The 18,545-nt window shown below is 63.0% G+C and carries 17 protein-coding genes; 12 read left to right on the forward strand and 5 right to left on the reverse strand.

What is annotated here, in order from left to right:
• Positions 1-23 precede the first annotated feature (23 nt).
• The 4 genes from HHA01_RS06660 to HHA01_RS06675 are packed head-to-tail and all read left to right on the forward strand — an operon-like array spanning position 24 to position 4,071.
• Complete coding sequence (locus tag HHA01_RS06660; RefSeq protein WP_141318971.1) at positions 24-1,007, forward strand: TRAP transporter substrate-binding protein; 984 nt, start codon at positions 24-26, stop codon at positions 1,005-1,007.
• 59 nt (positions 1,008-1,066) lie between these two features.
• Positions 1,067-1,615, forward strand: coding sequence for a TRAP transporter small permease (locus HHA01_RS06665; RefSeq protein ID WP_141318973.1), 549 nt, complete (start codon positions 1,067-1,069; stop codon positions 1,613-1,615).
• Positions 1,612-2,874, forward strand: coding sequence for a TRAP transporter large permease (locus tag HHA01_RS06670; protein ID WP_141318975.1), 1,263 nt, complete (start codon positions 1,612-1,614; stop codon positions 2,872-2,874). The genes HHA01_RS06665 and HHA01_RS06670 overlap by 4 nt, the downstream gene beginning before the upstream one ends.
• A 27-nt stretch (positions 2,875-2,901) precedes the next feature.
• Positions 2,902-4,071: an alpha/beta hydrolase gene (locus HHA01_RS06675; protein ID WP_141318977.1), complete on the forward strand. Its 1,170-nt coding sequence runs from the start codon at positions 2,902-2,904 to the stop codon at positions 4,069-4,071.
• 54 nt (positions 4,072-4,125) lie between these two features.
• On the opposite strand, the gene HHA01_RS06680 is transcribed toward HHA01_RS06675, so the two are convergent.
• The 4 genes from HHA01_RS06680 to HHA01_RS06695 form a co-directional block, all read right to left on the reverse strand.
• Positions 4,126-4,923, reverse strand: a complete 798-nt coding sequence (locus tag HHA01_RS06680; RefSeq protein WP_141318979.1) for an alpha/beta fold hydrolase — start codon at positions 4,921-4,923, stop codon at positions 4,126-4,128.
• A gap of 38 nt (positions 4,924-4,961) precedes the next feature.
• Positions 4,962-6,170 carry a 3-oxoadipyl-CoA thiolase gene (gene pcaF / locus HHA01_RS06685; protein ID WP_141318981.1) on the reverse strand — a complete coding sequence of 403 codons (1,209 nt, stop codon included), beginning with the start codon at positions 6,168-6,170 and terminating at the stop codon, positions 4,962-4,964.
• 61 nt (positions 6,171-6,231) lie between these two features.
• A complete protein-coding gene (locus HHA01_RS06690) occupies positions 6,232-7,020 on the reverse strand; it encodes a CoA-transferase subunit beta (RefSeq protein WP_141318983.1) in 789 nt (262 codons plus the stop codon).
• On the reverse strand, positions 7,017-7,838 hold the full coding sequence (locus HHA01_RS06695; RefSeq protein WP_141318985.1) for a CoA transferase subunit A: 822 nt from the start codon (positions 7,836-7,838) through the stop codon (positions 7,017-7,019). Before HHA01_RS06695 ends, HHA01_RS06690 begins: the two co-directional genes overlap by 4 nt.
• A gap of 340 nt (positions 7,839-8,178) precedes the next feature.
• Between HHA01_RS06695 and HHA01_RS06700 the strand changes: the two genes are divergently transcribed.
• Positions 8,179-8,958, forward strand: a complete 780-nt coding sequence (locus tag HHA01_RS06700; RefSeq protein ID WP_141318987.1) for an IclR family transcriptional regulator domain-containing protein — start codon at positions 8,179-8,181, stop codon at positions 8,956-8,958.
• A 48-nt stretch (positions 8,959-9,006) separates the two neighbouring features.
• On the opposite strand, the gene HHA01_RS06705 is transcribed toward HHA01_RS06700, so the two are convergent.
• The gene (locus HHA01_RS06705) at positions 9,007-9,477 is read right to left on the reverse strand and encodes an Lrp/AsnC family transcriptional regulator (RefSeq protein ID WP_141318989.1); all 471 of its coding nucleotides are present in this window, start codon (positions 9,475-9,477) and stop codon (positions 9,007-9,009) included.
• Between the two features lie 177 nt (positions 9,478-9,654).
• On the opposite strand from HHA01_RS06705, the gene kynU reads away from it, so the two are divergent.
• The 7 genes from kynU (at position 9,655) to HHA01_RS06740 (ending at position 18,499) form a co-directional block, all read left to right on the forward strand.
• The gene (kynU, locus tag HHA01_RS06710) at positions 9,655-10,896 is read left to right on the forward strand and encodes a kynureninase (protein ID WP_141318991.1); all 1,242 of its coding nucleotides are present in this window, start codon (positions 9,655-9,657) and stop codon (positions 10,894-10,896) included.
• On the forward strand, positions 10,896-11,738 hold the full coding sequence (locus tag HHA01_RS06715) for an alpha/beta hydrolase (RefSeq protein WP_141318993.1): 843 nt from the start codon (positions 10,896-10,898) through the stop codon (positions 11,736-11,738). The genes kynU and HHA01_RS06715 overlap by 1 nt, the downstream gene beginning before the upstream one ends.
• A complete protein-coding gene (gene kynA, locus HHA01_RS06720) occupies positions 11,735-12,595 on the forward strand; it encodes a tryptophan 2,3-dioxygenase (protein ID WP_141318995.1) in 861 nt (286 codons plus the stop codon). The genes HHA01_RS06715 and kynA overlap by 4 nt, the downstream gene beginning before the upstream one ends.
• Positions 12,596-12,699: 104 nt before the next feature.
• Positions 12,700-14,028 carry a DUF2252 domain-containing protein gene (locus HHA01_RS06725; protein WP_141318997.1) on the forward strand — a complete coding sequence of 443 codons (1,329 nt, stop codon included), beginning with the start codon at positions 12,700-12,702 and terminating at the stop codon, positions 14,026-14,028.
• Positions 14,029-14,128: 100 nt separating this feature from the next.
• A complete protein-coding gene (locus tag HHA01_RS06730) occupies positions 14,129-15,607 on the forward strand; it encodes a protein adenylyltransferase SelO (RefSeq protein ID WP_141318999.1) in 1,479 nt (492 codons plus the stop codon).
• Positions 15,608-15,836: 229 nt separating this feature from the next.
• Positions 15,837-16,706: an MBL fold metallo-hydrolase gene (locus HHA01_RS06735; protein ID WP_141319000.1), complete on the forward strand. Its 870-nt coding sequence runs from the start codon at positions 15,837-15,839 to the stop codon at positions 16,704-16,706.
• Between the two features lie 35 nt (positions 16,707-16,741).
• Positions 16,742-18,499 carry a SulP family inorganic anion transporter gene (locus HHA01_RS06740; protein ID WP_141319002.1) on the forward strand — a complete coding sequence of 586 codons (1,758 nt, stop codon included), beginning with the start codon at positions 16,742-16,744 and terminating at the stop codon, positions 18,497-18,499.
• Positions 18,500-18,545 lie beyond the last annotated feature (46 nt).

Below are 18,545 nucleotides of genomic sequence, written 5' to 3' on the forward strand. Positions count from 1 at the left end.
ACGACAACAAAAGGGGCACTCAAATGAATACGTTCAAGACCTGTATGACGGTCGTCCTGACGACCTCTCTGTTGGTGGCCGCTATCGCCGCCGAGGCGCGCGATTTTCGGCTTGGTCTGATTACTCCACAATCACACATCTGGACCCAGGAAGCCGAAGGCTTTGCCGAGGCACTGGCCGAGGCGTCCGATGGTGAGCACAGCGTTAGCATCTTTCCTGCCCAGCAGCTGGGTGACGAAGCACAGATGGTTCAACAACTGCAGACTGGCTCGCTTGATATGGCCTTTCTGACTATTGCTGAGATATCCAACCGCATCCCGGACTTCGGTGCCCTCTATGCGCCCTTTCTTGTCCAGGATATTGATCACGCCGCCGCGCTGTTGCGCTCTGAGACGGCCCGCAGTCTGCTGGATATGATGCCGTCCCGTGCTGGCCTGGTGGGAGTAGGCTTTGGCATGGCTGGTATGCGCCAGATCCTTAGCCGCGAGCCCATCGAGAGCGCGGAAGACTTGAGCGGTCTCAAGGTGCGAATCACGCCCTTTGATCCGATCCGTGACTTCTATGCCGCGGCTGGTGCGGCCCCCACACCGCTTCCGCTCCCAGCCGTCTATGACGCCCTGGCAAATGGCCAAGTCGACGCGATCGACATGGACTTCGATTCCATCCGGTTGCTCAAATTTTACGAGCAGGCCGAAAATCTGGTGATTTCCAACCATATGATGTTCCCCATGGTGGCAGCCGTCTCCGGTCGCGTCTGGGCCCAGCTCGGTGCCGAGGATCGAGAGATGATTCGCGCTGCGATGGCCGAGCATGCAGATAACATCATAACCCGCTTCAAGGAGAACCATGCGGCCTGGGGTGAGGAGCTTCGCAGCCAGGACATCACCGTCACCGAGATTGATCCCGAATTCTTTGCCGAGGCGACTGAGAAGTGGGAAGCCACCTGGGCTCCCAAGGCTCCGTCCCTGGATGCCTTGCGCGCCACTGTCGCCGAGCTTGCTGACTGAGCTTCACTTCACCCTGCCACCGCCTCGGCCCTGATGCCGAGGCGCTTTCGGAGGCTTTCATGCTAAAACGACTTTCGTCGGGCATTGCGCGTTGTGAAGGGGCGATTGCGGCAGGGCTGGCGGCGTTGGTCAGCCTGCTGATTCTGCTCAATATAGCCACTCGCTCACTGGGCCATGCTCTCTACTGGACCGATGAGCTGGCCATCCACGCCATGATCTGGATGACCTTCTTTACTACCTCGGCGGTGCTAAAACGACGTGATGGGGTCGCTGTGACCCTGTTGATGGATGCTCTACCAAGCAGTATTCATCAGGGGATGAGGGTATTTGTCGACACCATGGTGCTGGTTTTCGCGCTCTTCCTGGCCGTTCTCTGTTGGCGTTGGTACGACCCGGCAACCCTGTGGGCCACCGGATTCGACATCCAGGCTTTTCAGGGGAAGACCTTCAATTTCATATACTCCGAAACGTCACGCACGCTGGGGATTCCCAAGTTCTGGATCTGGCTGTGCCTACCCATCTTCGCTGCTTCGCTTAGCCTGCATGCCACGGTCAACCTGGTCGATTGCCTCAAGGGGCTGGTGAGCGCGGAAAGGAGGTCCGCATGACTCTGGTCGTATTCGCTGTGCTTCTGTTGGGGGCGGTGCCTATCGCCCTGGTCCTGGCGCTTACTGCCGCCTGGTACATTGCCGAATCGGGCAATATCCTGCTGTTTGCCTCTTACCCTCAGCAACTGTATGGGGCCATTGAGAATTATGGCCTCCTGGCAATCCCATTGTTCATGCTGGCCGGCGAATTGATGAACGAGGGTGGGCTGACCCGACGGCTAATCGATCTGGCGAGGATTCTGGTCGGCGGCTTCCGGGGAGGGCTGGTGTATATCAACCTAGTCGCCAACATGATGATGGCGGCTATCGTCGGTTCGGCTGCCTCGCAGATCGCGATCATGTCCCGTGCCATGGTTCCGGCCATGGAAAAGGATGGCTACGACAAGCCTTTCGCTGCGGCTATTACCGCTGCCGGTGGGCTGTTGTCGCCAATCATCCCGCCGTCGATGCTGTTCGTACTCTACGGCGTGATGGCACAAGTGCCGATCTCTGACATGTTTATATCCGGCATCATCCCGGGGTTGCTGATGGGCAGCTTGTTCTTTTTGGCCATCGCCGTGGTGGGATTGGTTCAGCAGTACCCCGAGGGCCAGTGGCCGACCCGGAAGCAGGCCAAGCGCTTTCTACTGATGGGGCTGCCGGCCATGAGCATCCCTGTGATCATCATAGGCGGTATTCTCGCCGGTCTGGCCACACCCACCGAGTCGGCAGCTCTGGCGTCCCTGGCGGCACTGCTGATCGGCCGCTATGTGTATCATGATCTGAGCCTCGCTCAATTGCCCGAGATCCTGAAGCGTACCGCCTTCAATGCTGGTCTGGTGATCATGCTGATCGCCGCCGCCGGTGTCTTCGGCTGGGTGATCGTCTACGAGGAACTGCCGCAGATGGCAGCCACCTGGATCGCGGGTCTGACCGAGAGCCCCTTTGTCTTCCTGATGCTGGTAGTGGGGGTGCTGCTACTGGTGGGGATGATTATCGATGGTATTGCCGCTCTGATCCTGGTTGTGCCGATCCTGCTTCCGATCGCCCAGAACCAGTTCGATATCACGCCCTACCAATTTGGCGTGGTGGTGTGCCTGACCCTGGTGCTGGGGCTGCTGACACCGCCGGTGGGAGCGGGGCTTTTCATCGGCTCGTCGATGACGGGGGTGCCACCGATGCGGATCTTCCGAGCGCTATGGCCCTTTCTGCTGATGAGCCTGTTGGCGCTGATACTTCTGGCTTGGCAACCCTGGCTGACCTTGGCGCTGGTCGGATGACCAGTCGGGGCCAAGGGTGACGAACACATGGCGATGATGATCCTGCGGGCTGAGGAACCCCTGGTGGAGGACACCGCTGAAGCCCGGGAGGCTGCTTACCGCAAAGCGCTGGTGACACTGTTGGAGCACCTCAAGAATGCCGGGCGCTCTCCCGTGGCAATGGAGGTGCTGAAGGTAGGTTCGCCGGGTAGTCGGTTGAACCCTTGTACTTGGGCCAGCGATCGCCTCTGGCGTGAGGTGTTCGGTGGTTTCAAGCCGGCCGGCTTCACCGTCGAGGCAATCGAGGAAGCGTGCATTACTCTGGTGGCAACCCTGGGCGAGCCGCCGCCCCCGATTCCAGACGAGAGAATAGTTTGGCATGGCCTGACCGCTTCCCAAGTCAACTCAGCCTATAGCGCTCGGTCGGCCGTGCCTGATCATCTCGATATCTTTCAATCCTGGCGGGAAGCCGGTGAACGCTTTCTGGCGGCTCATGACGTTCAACGCGATCTGCCTTATGGGGAAGCCACGGAGCAGCGCTTCGATTTCTTCCCGGCGCCGGAGCCAGAGGCGCCGCTGCTGATATTCATCCATGGGGGCTATTGGCAGTCCATGGACAAGGCCGAGCATAGTCAACTGCTAGCCGGTCATCTGGAGGAAGGGTGGGCGGTAGCGGTGCTGAATTATCGGTTGTGCCCTGAGGCGACGATCGCCGACCAAATTCAGGACGTGCGCACGGCTCTTTGTCACCTCTGGAACCAATCCAGGTATTACGGCATTGATCGGGCGCGTATCCAGGTGATTGGTCACAGTGCCGGCGGGCACTTGGGGGCCTGCCTGGTCAGTACTGATTGGCAGGCCCTGGACCCGGCCATGCCCTTGACACCTATTCAATCCGCGTTGCTCATCAGTGGGCTTTTCGAGCTGGAACCAGTGCGTCACATGAGCTTCGGAGCGCTGCTTGGAGTGCCAAACGCCGAGACTGCACGGGCACTGAGCCCACTGCATGCCACACCCAATCCCGGATTACGCTTGCGCCTAGCCGTCGGTGAGCTCGAGAGCGCTGAGTTCCACTGGCAGTCGCGGGAACTGGTCCGGCGCTGGCGGGGGCGGTTAGTGGATGTCGAGGTCTTCAGTGTGCCTGGTACGCATCATTTCTCGGTGATGGAAACGCTGTCCGGGGGCGATTTGCTTACGGCTTCGCTGAGTATGTCATGAGCTGGGGCCAGGTTCTGGGCGGTAGGGTGCCTGGAGCGCAGAGCTGCTGGAAGCTTAACCTGCCGCTTCCAGATATGCCCTAACATGTCGGAAGAAGGCTTCCGGCATTTCCACTGAGGGCACGTGGCCGACGCCTTCCAAGATATCGAGAGGGGCAGCATCAAGCTCCGCGGCCAGTGCTTCAAGGCTGGCCGGCGGCGTCGCCAGGTCCTCGCTGCCGCCCAGGAGCTGTACCTTGACGTTTTTACCTGCCAACTTGCCGTTAAAATTGCTGCAGCCGAGCATCTCGCAGATTCTGGCATAGGATTCCGCGTCACCACGCCCCATCTGGGTGCACCAACCCGTTTGCAGAGTCGGTGCGGCCTCTAGGCAGGCGGGTGCAAACCAGCGCGGCACGATCTCGGCGGACATGGCCGCAAGACCTTCCGTGCGCACCCTCGCGGCGCGTGTTGTCCATAGCTCGGCACTACCAATCACAGCACCGGTGTTGGTCAGGGTCGCGGACAGTAGGCGAGTGGCGTGTTCGGCCACTAATTGCTGGCCCAGTACGCCACCGACGGAAGTTCCGACGAAGTGGAAACGCTCGGCTTCGGCGTTGTCGGCCAGGGCCAGCGCCTCAGCGGCCAGGGTCTCGGGAGTGATCTCGCCGCCATCAGTTGGCCAGGCCTCGCTAGCACCGTGCCCCGGAAGGTCCCAGGTTAGAATCCTGCAGATCGGCAACAGTGCGGGCAGCAGGTCGTCCCACACTGCTTGGGTCATGCCTAGTGGGTGGGCCATCACTACCAATGGCTTGGCCGAGTCGCCCAGCAGGCGGTAGGCCACGCTGCGGCCATCGATGTTCAGAAATGTCATTCGGTCTCTCCCATGATTTCTCCTCCCGCTTTCGACTCTTACGCTCTTTCTATCAGGGTGGCGATGCCTTGGCCCACGCCGACACACATGGTGCAAAGCGCATAGCGTTTACCTGTCTTCTGGAGCTCATGGGCGGCGGTCATCAGCAATCGTGCACCTGACATGCCCAACGGATGGCCCAGGGCGATGGCTCCGCCGTTGGGGTTTACGCGCGGGTCGTCATCCTCGAGGCCCAAGTCGCGCAGGCAGGCGAGTGCCTGGGCGGCGAAGGCCTCGTTGAGCTCGATGATGTCGATCTGGTCAAGGGACATGTCGGTCCGCCCGAGCAGGCGGCGCACCGCGGGAACTGGACCATAACCCATGATACGCGGCTCCACGCCGGCGGTGGCCATACCGACGATTCTGGCCATCGGCTTCAGGCCGTGTTGCTCCATCGCCGCCTGGCTGGCCACCAGCATCGCTGCGGCGCCGTCGTTGACCCCGGAGGCGTTGCCGGCGGTGACACTACCGCCTTCCGTCTTGAAGGGCGTGGGCAACTTGGCGAGCTTCTCGACGGTGGTGCCGGCGCGCGGGTGCTCATCGGTATCGAAGACCAGCGGCTCCTGCTTGCGGCGCGGAATCTCGATGGCGATGATCTCCTCGGCAAAGCGACCGGCTTGCTGGGCTTCGGCGAACTTGGCCTGGGAGCGCGCCGCGAAGGCATCCTGGTCCTCACGCGAAATGCCGAACTGCTCAGCCACGTTCTCGGCGGTTTCGGGCATCGAGTGGGTGTCGTAGACTTGCTTCATCAGCGGGTTGACGAAGCGCCAACCGATGGTGGTGTCCTCGATCTGTTGACCACGAGCGAAGGCGCTTTCGGCCTTGCCCATCACATAGGGCGCTCGGGACATGGACTCCACTCCGCCGGCCAGCGCCATCTCCATCTCTCCAGCCTTGATGGCGCGGAAGGCGGTACCCACGGCGTCCATGCCCGAGCCGCACAGACGATTCGTGGTGGTGCCAGGCACCGAGGACGGCAGGCCGGCCAGTAGCGACGACATGCGGGCCACGTTGCGGTTGTCCTCGCCGGCCTGGTTGGCACAGCCCATGAAAACTTCCTCGATCGCCGCGGGCTCCAGCTGAGGCGTCTCGGCCAGCACGGCCTTGAAAATATCGGCTGCCAGGTCGTCGGGACGCACGCCGGCCAAGGTGCCGCCGAAGCGACCGATGGCACTGCGGCGTGGATGACAGAGATAGACGTCGGTCATGATTCGATACTCTCCTGAAACTCGCTTCTAGAGCGAGGCGGCACAAACCGCTAGGGCGAATTTACTGGCCGGTGTGCGCGCGGGCGGTGCGCTCCTTTAGCTCGCGCAGCACCTCGAGCTCGTGGGCGCTGGGCTCCGAGGTGCTCTTCAGGGTTTCGGCGAAGCGGATCTCCCAGCCGGTGGCTTCCTGGACCTGTTCGGCGGTCACGCCCGGGTGCAGCGACACAACCACAAGTTCCTTTGTCACCGGATCCGGCTTCATCACACACAGGTCGGTGATCACCCGGGTCGGGCCCTTGCCGATGTTGGGCACGCCCTCACGTCCCTTGCCGTCACGGCCGAAGCCCATGGTGGTGATAAAGTCGACCTTATCGACGAAGGTGCGTGTAGAGTGCTTTAGGGTGATGAAGACCTCTCCGGCGTTGGTGGCGATTTCCGGCGCACCCCCGCCGCCTGGCAGGCGTACCTTGGGCGAGGTATAGTCACCTACCAGTGTCGTGTTTAGGTTGCAGTAGCGATCGATCTGAGCAGTACCGAGAAAGCCCACATTGATCTTTCCACCTTGCAGCCAGTAGCGAAACATCTCCGGCACCGACACCGTGGTCAGCGCGGTTTCGCATAGCTCTCCGTCGCCAATCGACAGCGGCAGCACTTTCGGCCTGGTCTGCACGGTGCCGGATTCGTAGATCAACACCACGTCCGGGGCATGGGTCAGGCGTGCCAGGTTGGCGGCCTCACTAGGCAGGCCAATGCCGACGAAGCAAGTCGTACCGTTCTCCAGTGCCCTGGCGGCGGTTACTGTCATCATCTCGCCCGAGGTGTAGTCCTGGTTCTGTTCTGCGTTACTCATCCGACATTCCCCCCAGCCTGCATGACGTTGTCATTGATCCATTGAGTGAAGGCATCGCGGTCACGGGCGATGGCATCCCACTCCTTGTAGAAGCTGTTGTTGCGCGGGTAGTAGCCGTGCGCATAGGACGGCAGCGAGCCCTTCTCAGACACGGCGATGGCGTCAATGGCCCAGCCTGGGATCACGCAAGCATTAGGATGCGTATCTAGGTCATCGACGATCTCCTCGACGGTGACGATGCTGTGCTTGGCGGCCAGCACGGCCTCCTTCTGCACACCGACGATGCCCTCGACCAGGACATTGCCTGCGCGATCGGCCTTCTGAGCATGGACGATGGAGACATCCGGGCGTACGGACGGAACCGCGGCCAGGCGTTCGCTGGTAAAGGGGCACTCGATGAATTTGATCTGGTCGTTGACGTTGGGCAGCTCACTGCCGACGTAGCCACGCAGCACGGCCAGCGGCAGCCCGGCAGCGCCGGCCTCGAAGGCACACGCCATGGCGGCGTGACTGTGCTCGAGGATCTCGACCTGATGCGGCCAGCCCTTCTCGACGGCATCGCGCAGGCGGTGCAACGATCCGACTCCCGGGTTACCGCCCCAGGAGAAGATGACTTTCTTCGCGCAACCGGCTCCGATTAGCTGGTCATAAACCAGGTCCGGCGTCATGCGGATCAGGGTCAAGTCACGCTTTTTCTGCCGGATGACCTCGTGGCCCGCGGAAAAGGGAATAAGATGGGTAAAACCCTCCATGCAAACCGTGGCGCCATCCTGTACATACATCGCCACAGCCTCCTGAAGGCTGAGAACATTGGCCATAATCATGCACCTCAACTGGGCGGAATCGGATAGGTTATATAATTTGTTCGCAAATCGAACATTAGTTTGTATTGCGAACAAAGTTAACGGCCTGGCTAGGTTTCGTCAAACTGCCCTGGTTGGGCTGGCGAGTATCGTGTAGATAACTTCAGGCTTTAACTGGTTGTTCCTGGAAGGGTTCTGCTGAATTTTTCATTTTTTTTAAGACTAAAGTATAAGTTTGGCGATATGGCGTGGAGAGTGGGAATAGGATTAGTGCTGGTTAGTCGGTTAAATATGATAGCTTGCGCCGGATGTGGTCAGGACTGGGGCATCGGAGAAATACTTTAGGGAAGACATCATGCAGGAAGAGCAAATGAGCCCGGATGATCGGGATTTTGTCACCGCCCTGGCCAGTGGCCTGGAGGTGGTGCGAGCGTTTGATGCTGAACATCCCCGCATGACGCTCAGCGAGGTGGCGGAACGCACTGGAATGAACCGTGCCAAGGCGCGACGTTTTCTGCTGACGTTGCATGCTCTGGGGTACGTCAGAAAACGTGAGCGTCACTTCGAGCTGGCTCCCAAGGTTTTGCAGCTTGGATATGCTTTCTTGTCGGCCAACCGCTACCAGCACATCATTCAGTCAGTTCTGGAGGACATAACGGCCGAGTCGGGTGAGTCCTCATCGCTCGGGGTGCTGGAAGATGATGAGGTGACTTATGTGGCGCGTTCATCGGCCAAGCATCGGCTAATGGATATCAGTATTGCGGTGGGGACCCGGTTACCGGCTGCTTACACTTCAATGGGACGAGCCTTGCTTGCCCAGTTGTCCGATGAGCAGCTGGAAGCATTTCTTGGACGTGTCACGCTCGACCATCACACGGACAAGGCCATCACTGAACGATCCGCGCTTCGCGAGCAGATCCTCAAGGCGCGCGAGCAAGGGTATGTGGTCGTCGATCAGGAGTTGGACTCGGGGCTTCGCTCTCTGGCAGTGCCGGTCTATTACGCCAACGGCGATCTGATCGGGGCGATCAATATTAGTACCAACGCAACACGCGTCGGTCTGGATATATTACTTGGAGACTATTTGCCGCTCCTGCAACGCAAGGCCGCGGAGTTGCGAGAGCAGGTACTCTGAAGCGGGCCCACCATTACTGCAAGGAGGCAGGCGCATTCCGGTGGACCGTCACTCCTGCTGGGTGCTGAGCGGGCCATTGGTCTTCAGGGTGTCCATGGCGACCTGGGTGGCGATGTCGTGAAGGCCTTCCATGGGGCTGACGACATTGGCGAGGAAGGCGGAGAGGGCGCTCAGACTCTCTACACAAACCTTGAGAATGAAGTCGTGCTGCCCGGTGACGGTATGGCATTCGATGACCTCGTTGCGTTCCAGCAGGCTGGCCACGACGCCCTGCGGGTCGCCCATCAGGCGCTTGTCCATGGAGAGAAAGATAAAGGCCGTGACGCCAAGCCCCAGAGCCTCGGCGGAGAGGCGCAGCGAATAGCCCTGGATGACGCCCTCCCGCTCGAGCCGTGCCAGGCGTCGCGAGCACTGGCTGACCGAGAGGCTGACGCCTTCGGCAAGCTGGCCGAGCGTCAGGCGGGCATCACGCTGCATGTCATGCAGGATTTTCAGGTCGAATCGGTCCAGTGCAATCATTTGCTGGTTTTCAGTTGTTTCATGCAAAAGTATTGCATTGATTCTGGCGCAAGGGCGTGAAAACGCAAGCCCCTTTCATGCCGGTTTCTCTAGAATGGTGGTCAGGTCGGCCGCCATGTTCGCGGCATGGCGCCTGGTGCTTGGCCGACCCTGTCCTGACCCTCTGGAGGCTTGCCCATGTCCGTTTCACTCGAAGACGCGCGTCAACGCGATCGCCTGGATCCACTTGCCGGCTGGAAGGCGCACTTCGAGCTGCCGGAAGGCGTGCTCTATCTGGACGGCAATTCGCTCGGCGCCCAGCCGTTGGCGGCTCGTCAGGCCGTCGCCGGGACCCTGGATCAATGGCGCGACGAGCTGATCGGCGGCTGGAATCAGGGCTGGTTCGATGCGCCGGAGCGACTCGGGCGGCTGCTCGCGCCCGTGCTGGGCGCCGGCGAAGACGAGGTGCTGGTCACCGACAACATTACCCTCAACCTCTTCAAGCTGCTGGGCTACATCCTCGGGCCGGGGGGCGAGAGCAGCCAGGCCGGCCGTGGCGTGGTGTTGAGCGAGGGCGGCAACTTTCCGGCCGATGGCTACATCGCCGAAGGGTTCAGCCATCTGGCCGCTCATGAGCACCGGGTGCTGCCGGAGGGCGAGCCGCTGGAGTCGCACCTCGAGGGCGTCGATGTGGTGGTGCTCAGTCAGGTCAACTATCGCACCGGGGCCCTGCGCGACATGGCGGCCACCACGCGGCTGGTGCACGACCATGGCGCGGAGGTCATCTGGGACCTGGCCCACTCGGCCGGGGCGCTGCCGGTGGCACTCAACGCCTGTGATGTGCGCTATGCGGTCGGTTGTACCTACAAGTATCTGAATGGCGGGCCGGGGGCGCCGGGCTTCGTGCATGTGCGGCGCGATTATCAGAGCCGCGGCTGGCAGCCGCTGTCGGGCTGGCACGGCCATGCCGCGCCGTTCGCCTTCGCGCCGGACTATGCGCCGGCGGCCGATCTGACCCGCTTTCGCACCGGCACCCACTCGGCGCTGGCCTATAGTGCGCTGGAGGCTTCGCTGGCGATGTGGGCGCGGGTCGACATGGCGGCGCTGCGCGACAAGAGCCTGGCGCTGACCGAGCTGTTCCGGGCCTGCCTGGCCGATGTCTTCGCGGCCCACGGCATCGAGGACATCACCCCGGCGCCCGAGGCCCGGGGCAGCCAGGTCTCGCTGGTGGCCGGCGAGCACGGCTTTGCCATCGTTCAGGCGCTGATTGCCCGCGGGGTGATCGGCGATTATCGCGAGCCGGGCTTGATGCGCTTCGGTTTTGCGCCGCTCTACCTGAGCCACGAGGATGTCTGGCAGGCCGCGCGGCACTTCCGTGAGGTGGTGGAGAGCGGCGAGTATCGGGCAGAGCGCTTTCAGGTGCGCTCGGAGGTGACCTGATGGCGGGCGCCGAGCGGGAGCAGGCCTATTTGCCGAGCCGTTGGGCGCGTGATCCGCAGGCCACCCTGGCACGCCAGGCCGAACTGGGAGTCCGCCTGCGTGAACGCCACCCACCACAGCCTTTGTGCCATGGAGCGGGGGCCGGGGAGGGGATCAATCTTTTTGTGCCGCCGGCGGGCTCGCCCCGGGCGCTGATGATCTTCCTGCATGGCGGTTACTGGCAGGAGCTGGATGCCTCGGCAACCGACTTTCTGGCCGAGCCCTGGCTGGCGGCTGGCTGGGCCTTTGCGTCCGTGGATTATCCGCTGGCGCCCGGGGCTTCCATCGAGGCCATGGTGGAGGCCGTGCAGCGCGCGGTGACCCGGCTGGAGGACGCCCTGAGTGTCCGCTATCCCGGCATACGGGTCCATCTCGGCGGTCACAGCGCCGGCGCCCACCTGGCGCTGATGAGCTGCCTGGACGAGCCGCGACTTACCGCGATCGACTCGTTGTGGTTGATCAGCGGCGTTTACGACCTGCGGCCGCTGGTGGATACCTGTATCAATGCGCCCCTGGGGCTGGATCACGCGCGCGCCGCGCAGCTGAGCCCGCTGTGCCGGTCGCTTCAGGGGCTGCCGCCGCTGCGCCTGCTGTGCGGCGAACATGATCCGCCGGCCTTTCGCGCCCAGAGCGAGTGCCTCGTGCAACAGGCCAGGGCGGCGGACCTGCCCTGTCGGCTCGGACTGCGCGAGGGCTGTGACCACTTCGACATTCTGGAACGGCTCGCGGATGAGCCGCACCGCTTGCCCCCCGTCATACCGACAGCCGGGCCGTCATGCCCGGCATCAGGAGGAGTCGCATGAGTCATTCCGACGAGCGCCCGACACCGCGGAGCGCCGTGAACCTGGAGGACGAGACCCGCGTTCACTGGGATCAGGACATGAGTTACGGCGAGTACCTGCAGCTCGAGCCCCTGCTGGCCTGTCAGCAGCCACTGTCCGGCGCGCATGATGAGATGCTGTTCGTGGTCATTCATCAGGTCTCCGAGCTGTGGCTCAAGCAGTGTCTCCACGAGGCGCATGCGGCGGCGCGGCACATTGCGGCGGACCAGCTCAGGCCGGCGTTCAAGATGCTCAGCCGGGTGGCGCGCATCCAGGAGCAGATGATTCAGGCCTGGGAGGTGCTGGTCACCATGACACCCAGCGATTATGCGAGCTTCCGCGACAGTCTCGGTCAGAGCTCCGGGTTCCAGTCCTATCAGTATCGCGAGCTGGAGTTTCTATTGGGCAACAAGCACCCGGGCATGCTGCGCGCGCATCGGGCGCATCCGGCCCGCTTCGAACGGCTTGCGGCCGTGCTGAACGCGCCGAGCCTGTATGATGTCAGCCTGCAGTTGCTGGCGCGGCGCGGCTTCGATCTGCCGGACGCGGTACTGGAGCGCGACTGGTCGCAGCCCTATAGCGCCTCGGCCGCCGTGGAGGCCGTCTGGGCGGAGATTTACGCCGATACGGAAGGCTACTGGGAGCTGTACGAGCTGGCGGAAAAGCTCATCGATACCGAGTACAACTTCCACAAGTGGCGCTTCAGCCACATGAAAACCGTGGAGCGGATTATCGGCCACAAGAGCGGCACCGGCGGCACCTCTGGAGTGGGCTATCTGCAGAAGGCGCTCGAGTTGACGTTCTTCCCCGAACTCTGGTCGGTGCGAACTTCCCTGTAGCTCGGCTTTGCAGGGATTTCGCTCGGCGACTTGCCTGGTGGCCCACGGCTTGCTTGACTGTAATGATGCCACTTCGGCCGTAGCCGATCATACGGAGATGTCAGATGCCGCAACCTCTTACCCGTCACAACCGCCCCCGTCAGGTGCTGGATGCCGTGAAATCGGCCAATGCCGAGCTGGCCGAGGCGGATCGCGAGGCCAAGTATCTCAAGATGGCCGAGTCGCCCTACAGCTTCTTCCGGGGTACCAACCATCTCTACTGGGATGATGTCTGGCACGACTGGCGCTTCGCCCTGTATGGCGGCCTGCCGGAGACCCAGACCTGGTTGCAGGGCGATGCGCATGCCTACAACTTCGGGGCCTACGGCAGCCATGACGATAATGTGCGTTATGGCATGGACGATTTCGATGACGCCATGATCGGCGATTACCAGTACGACCTCTGGCGCCTGGCCGCCAGCCTGGTGCTGGATGCGCGGGAAAATGTCGGCCTGTCGCCCAAGGATATCTACAAGGCCCTGGCGGCCCTGACCGAGAGTTATCACGATGAGCTCGACAAGCACCAGAATGGCGAATCGCCGGACGGCGTGACCCTGGAGACGGCCAAGGGGCCGGTGGAGCCTTTCCTCAAGAAGGTGGCAAAGAAGCGCAGCCGGGCCAAGATGCTCGACAAGTGGACGCAGCAGACCGATGAGGGGCGGCGCTTTGCGGACCGCCCGGAGAAGCTGGCCAGTCTGCCGGCGCATCTGGCCAGCCAGTTGCGCAAGGCCATCGAGGAGGAATACTGCCAGACCCTGCAGAGCGAACATGCCGAGGCCGATGCCTCGCACTTCACCATCAAGGACATGGCGCGTCGCCTGGATGCCGGCACCGGCTCGCTGGGTCTGGACCGCTTTTATGTGCTGATCGAGGGCGGGCGCGATCATGAACACGATGACGTGATTCTCGACGTCAAGCAGCAGACCGCGCCGGAGGGCTGGCGCCTGCTGAGTGCCGCCGAGAAACGCACCTGGCGGCGTACCTTCCCCCACGAAGGGGCCCGCCATGCGGCCGCCTTCCGTGCCATTGCCGAGCATCCCGACCCGTACCTCGGCTGGTTGCACCTGGGCGACACCGTCTTCTCGGTGCGTGAGCGCTCGCCCTTCAAGGACGACTTCCCGACCCACAAGCTGGACAGCAGCAAGGACTACCGCAAGCTGGTCAAGCGCTGGGGGCGGATCCTGGCCCGTGAGCATCTGCGCGGTGCCCAGGCCTTGTACCCGGAAGACTCGGGCTGCTTCGCGCGTAACGTCTGCGCGCTGATCGAGGGCCAGGAAGAGCACTTTGCCGACATGATCGCCACCCTGGCCGTCAGCTATGCCCAGTGCGTCGCCCAGGACTACCGTACCTTCGTCGATAGCCTGGCCGAGCCAGCCGGGACGCCCCAGGACTGACGCCTCGGAGACGGCGGCTGGCGTTTCCGAGCCCGCCGGCGAGTGGTAGGGTGGCCGGCCCCATGCTCAAGCTGTTGAGCCCTGCTGCACTGGAGGCGTCATGTTCCCGAGCTTTTCCCTGCGTTACGCGCGCTTTCCCGATCACATGCGTGCGCTCAGCCAGCCGACGCCGGTGGCGTCGCCGCGGCTGTTCGCCTTCAACCGGCCGCTTGCCGAAGAGCTCGGTTTCGACCTTCAGGGCTATGATGACGAGCAGGCCACCCAGGTGTTCTCGGGCAATCGCACCCCGGAGGGCGCCGAGCCGGTGGCCATGGCCTATGCCGGCCACCAGTTCGCCAACTTCGTGCCGCAACTGGGCGACGGTCGTGCACTGCTGCTGGGCGAAGTGGTCGATCAGCACGGGCGGTATCGAGATATCCAGCTCAAGGGCAGTGGGCGCACGCCCTTTTCGCGTGGTGGCGATGGCCGCTCGCCACTGGGGCCGGTGCTGCGTGAGTACCTGGTCAGCGAGGCCATGCATGCGCTGGGCGTACCGACCAGTCGGGCATTGGCGGCGGTGACCACCGGCGAACGCGTGGTGCGCGGTATGCCGGAGCCGGGGGCGGTTCTGACGCGGGTCGCCGCCAGTCACCTGCGGGTCGGCACCTTCCAGTACTTCGCCGCGCGTGGCGATACCGAGGCGCTGCGCCTGCTGGCCGATGAAGCCATCGAGCGCCACTACCCGCATCTGCAGGCGCTGACCGATGATGGCGAACGCTATCTGGCGCTGCTGGATGCCGTGGCCGAGCGTCAGGCCGATCTGGTGGCGCGCTGGATGGGCGTCGGTTTCATTCATGGCGTCATGAACACCGATAACACCGCCATTTCCGGGGAAACCATCGACTATGGCCCCTGTGCCTTCATGGACAGGTTCAATCCGCGCACCGTCTTCAGCTCCATCGACGAGCAGGGACGCTACGCCTACGTCAATCAGCCGGTGGTCCTGCAGTGGAACCTGGCACGTTTCGCCGAGACCCTGGTGCCGCTGATCGACAGCGACAGTGATCGCGCCGTGGAGCGTGCCACGCCGATCATTCGCGACCTCGCCGAGCGCTATGAGGCCAGCTGGCGCCAAGTCATGCGCGCCAAGCTGGGGCTTGCCACCGAGGAAGACGGCGATGGCGAGCTGGCCCAGGAGCTGCTGGATGCCATGCAGCAGGGGCGTGCCGACTTTCATCTGAGCTTTCGCTATCTGGCCGATGCCGTGGAGGCAGGCGGCGAAGCGGCCCGGCTCGGCGGCGAATTCGAGCAGCGCGAGGCGCTGGATGCCTGGCTGCCGCGCTGGCGCGAACGCCTGGGGCGTGAAGGCGTGTCGCACGCCGACATCGTGGCGCGCCTGCAGGCCACCAATCCCGCCGTGGTGCCGCGCAATCACCGCGTCGCCGAGGCCATTGCCGCCGCCGAGCAGGACGACTTCGGGCCCTTCGAGGCGTTGCTGGCCGTGGTCACCGATCCCTACACGATGCCCGCCGGCGAGGTGGACTACACCCGCCCACCGCGCGACGAAGAGCGCGTGCTGCGCACCTTCTGCGGTACTTGATAGCCCTACCAGCGGTGCCTGATAGGGTCCTCTCAGCGCCCGATGCCCCCTGGGAAGTCGGGCGTTGTGTCATGCAGCATCGGTGAGTCAAGCAGACTGCCATGATGCGGTGTATTTTTAATATAAAATCGGTCTAAGCTTAGATTGAAAAGTTGGGTTATGATGTCACGACAGCCTGACGGCCCGCCTCACGACACTCTGGTCGTGGCCGCAAAGAGGAGTGGATCGCATGTCCCGACAGCCCATCGTCACCGCCTTTTTTGATGATCCCACGAATACCTTCAGCTACGTGGTTCAGGATCCCGACAGCCATGCCTGTGCCATTCTCGACTCGGTGCTGGATTTCGATTATGCGGCGGGGCGTACCGATGTGCGCTCGGCCAACGAGATCATTGCCTTTGTCGAGAGCCACGGCTTGCAGGTGGAGTGGGTTCTCGAGACCCATGTGCACGCCGATCATCTTTCGGCGGCGCCCTACCTGCATGAACGGCTCGGCGGTCGCACGGGCATCGGGGCCAATATCACCCTGGTGCAGGAAGTCTTCGGCAAGGCGTTCAACGCCGGCACTGCGTTTCAGCGTGATGGCAGTCAGTTCGACCGCCTCTTCGAGGAAGGCGATACCCTTGCCATCGGTCAACTGGAAGGGCGCGTGCTGCATACGCCGGGGCACACACCGGCCTGTTTGACCTATGTGATCGGTGATGCTGCCTTTGTCGGCGATACCCTGTTCATGACCGACTATGGCACGGCGCGCTGCGATTTCCCCGGCGGCGATGCCCGGACCCTCTACCGCTCGATTCAAAAGGTGTTGTCGCTGCCGGACGAGACGCGTCTTTTCCTGTGTCATGACTACCCGACATCGGGTCGGGACGAGTTCCGGCATTCCACCACCGTCGCCGAGCAGCGCGAGCACAACATCCATGTGCACGAGGGCGTCAGCGAGGAGGCGTTCGTCAGGATGCGTACCGAGCGAGATGCGACCCTGAACATGCCGCGCCTGATTCTGCCCGCCGTGCAGGTCAACATGCGTGCCGGCCGGATGCCGCCTGCCGAGGATAATGGTCAGGTCTATCTCAAGGTGCCGCTGAACCTGTTTTGATGCCTGGCCGAGATCTGACACAAGGCGCTCGCTGGATGACACTCGAACGATGGATACCGCTGCTGGGTTGGCTCAAGGGCTATCGCGCCGAGACCCTGGCCCGGGATGGCCTGGCGGCCGTGATCGTGACCCTGATGCTGGTGCCGCAGGCGCTGGCGTATGCATTGCTGGCCGGCCTGCCGCCGGAGGTGGGGCTCTATGCCAGCATGCTGCCACTGGTGTTGTATGCCTTGCTTGGCACCAGTGCCATTCTGGCGGTGGGCCCGGTGGCGGTCGCCTCACTGATGACGGCGTCGGCGCTGGCCGGCGTTGCCGAGCCGGGCAGCGCCGAGTATGTCGGCGCGGCGCTGGTACTGGCCGCGCTGTCCGGCCTGATGCTGGTCGGCATGGGAGTGCTGCGACTGGGCTTTCTGGCCAACTTCCTCAGCCACCCGGTGATTTCCGGGTTCGTCACGGCCTCCGGCCTGCTCATCGCCGCCAGCCAGCTGGGGCATATCCTCGGGATCGAGGCGTCCGGGCATAATCTCCTGGAGATGGCGACGTCACTGTTCGAGCAACGGGATACCCTCAACGGGGTCACGCTGGTGATGGGCCTTGGGGTCTGGGCCTATCTGCTGTTGAGTCGACGTTACCTGAAGTCCGGGCTGATCCGTCTCGGGCTGACGAACGCTGTCGCCGGTCTGCTGACCAGGGCGGCGCCGGTCTCGGCGGTCATCGTCACCACTCTGCTGGCCTGGGGGCTCAACCTGGGGGAACGCGGGGTCGCGCTGGTGGGCGAGGTGCCCGGCGGCCTGCCCGCGCTGGCGATGCCCTCACTGGAGTCGGACCTGTGGTCGACTCTGTTGCCGGCGGCCGTGCTGATCAGCCTGGTGGGCTTCGTCGAGTCGGTGTCGGTGGCCCAGACCCTGGCGGCCAAGCGACGCCAGCGCATCGACCCCAATCAGGAATTGATCGCCCTGGGCATGGCCAACCTGGGGGCCGGTGTCAGCGGTGGGGCCCCGGTTTCCGGAGGCTTTTCGCGTTCGGTGGTCAACTTCGAGGCCGGGGCGGTAACCCCCCTGGCGGGTGCCTTGACGGCGCTGGGTATTGGCGTGGCGGCCCTGACCCTGACCGAGCCGCTGGCCTTTCTGCCCAGGGCGACGCTGGCCGCGACCATCATCGTGGCGGTCTCCACCCTGATCGATCTGCCGGCGATCAAGCGCACCTGTGCCTACTCGCGGGCCGACGGCGTCGCCATGCTGGCGACGCTGCTGCTGACGCTCTTTCACGGCGTGGAGGGCGGCATCCTGGCGGGCGTGGCCCTGTCGCTGGGCCTGCATCTGTATCGCACCAGTCAGCCGCACAGTGCCGTGGTGGGGCGCGTGCCGGGTACCGAGCACTTTCGCAATGTGCGCCGCCATGAGGTCGAAACCGATGAGCGGTTGAGCATTCTGCGGGTCGACGAGAGCCTGTATTTCGCCAATGCGCGCTACCTCGAGGATACCGTGATGGCTCTGGTCGCCCGGCAACCTGGAATCTCGCATGTCGTGCTGGCCTGTCAGGCAGTCAATCTGATCGATGCCTCGGCACTGGAGAGCCTGGAAGCCATCAACAGTCGTCTCCGGGATGCCGGGGTGACGCTGCATCTCGCCGAGGTCAAGGGGCCGGTCATGGATCGCCTGGAGCAGACCGATTTTCGTCATGAGCTGACGGGGCAGGTCTTCCTGAGCACCTATGAGGCCTGGAGTGCGCTGCATGAAGGTAGCCAGCCGGCCCATGGCGGGTCGGTGGCGGCGACTGGATTCGACCCCTGAGCGCACGCGCGCGAGCCGAACGCCGGACCCAAAAAAGCCGCCTCGG

The organism is Halomonas halmophila (genome assembly GCF_006540005.1).
GTDB classification, from domain to species: Bacteria; Pseudomonadota; Gammaproteobacteria; order Pseudomonadales; family Halomonadaceae; genus Halomonas; species Halomonas halmophila.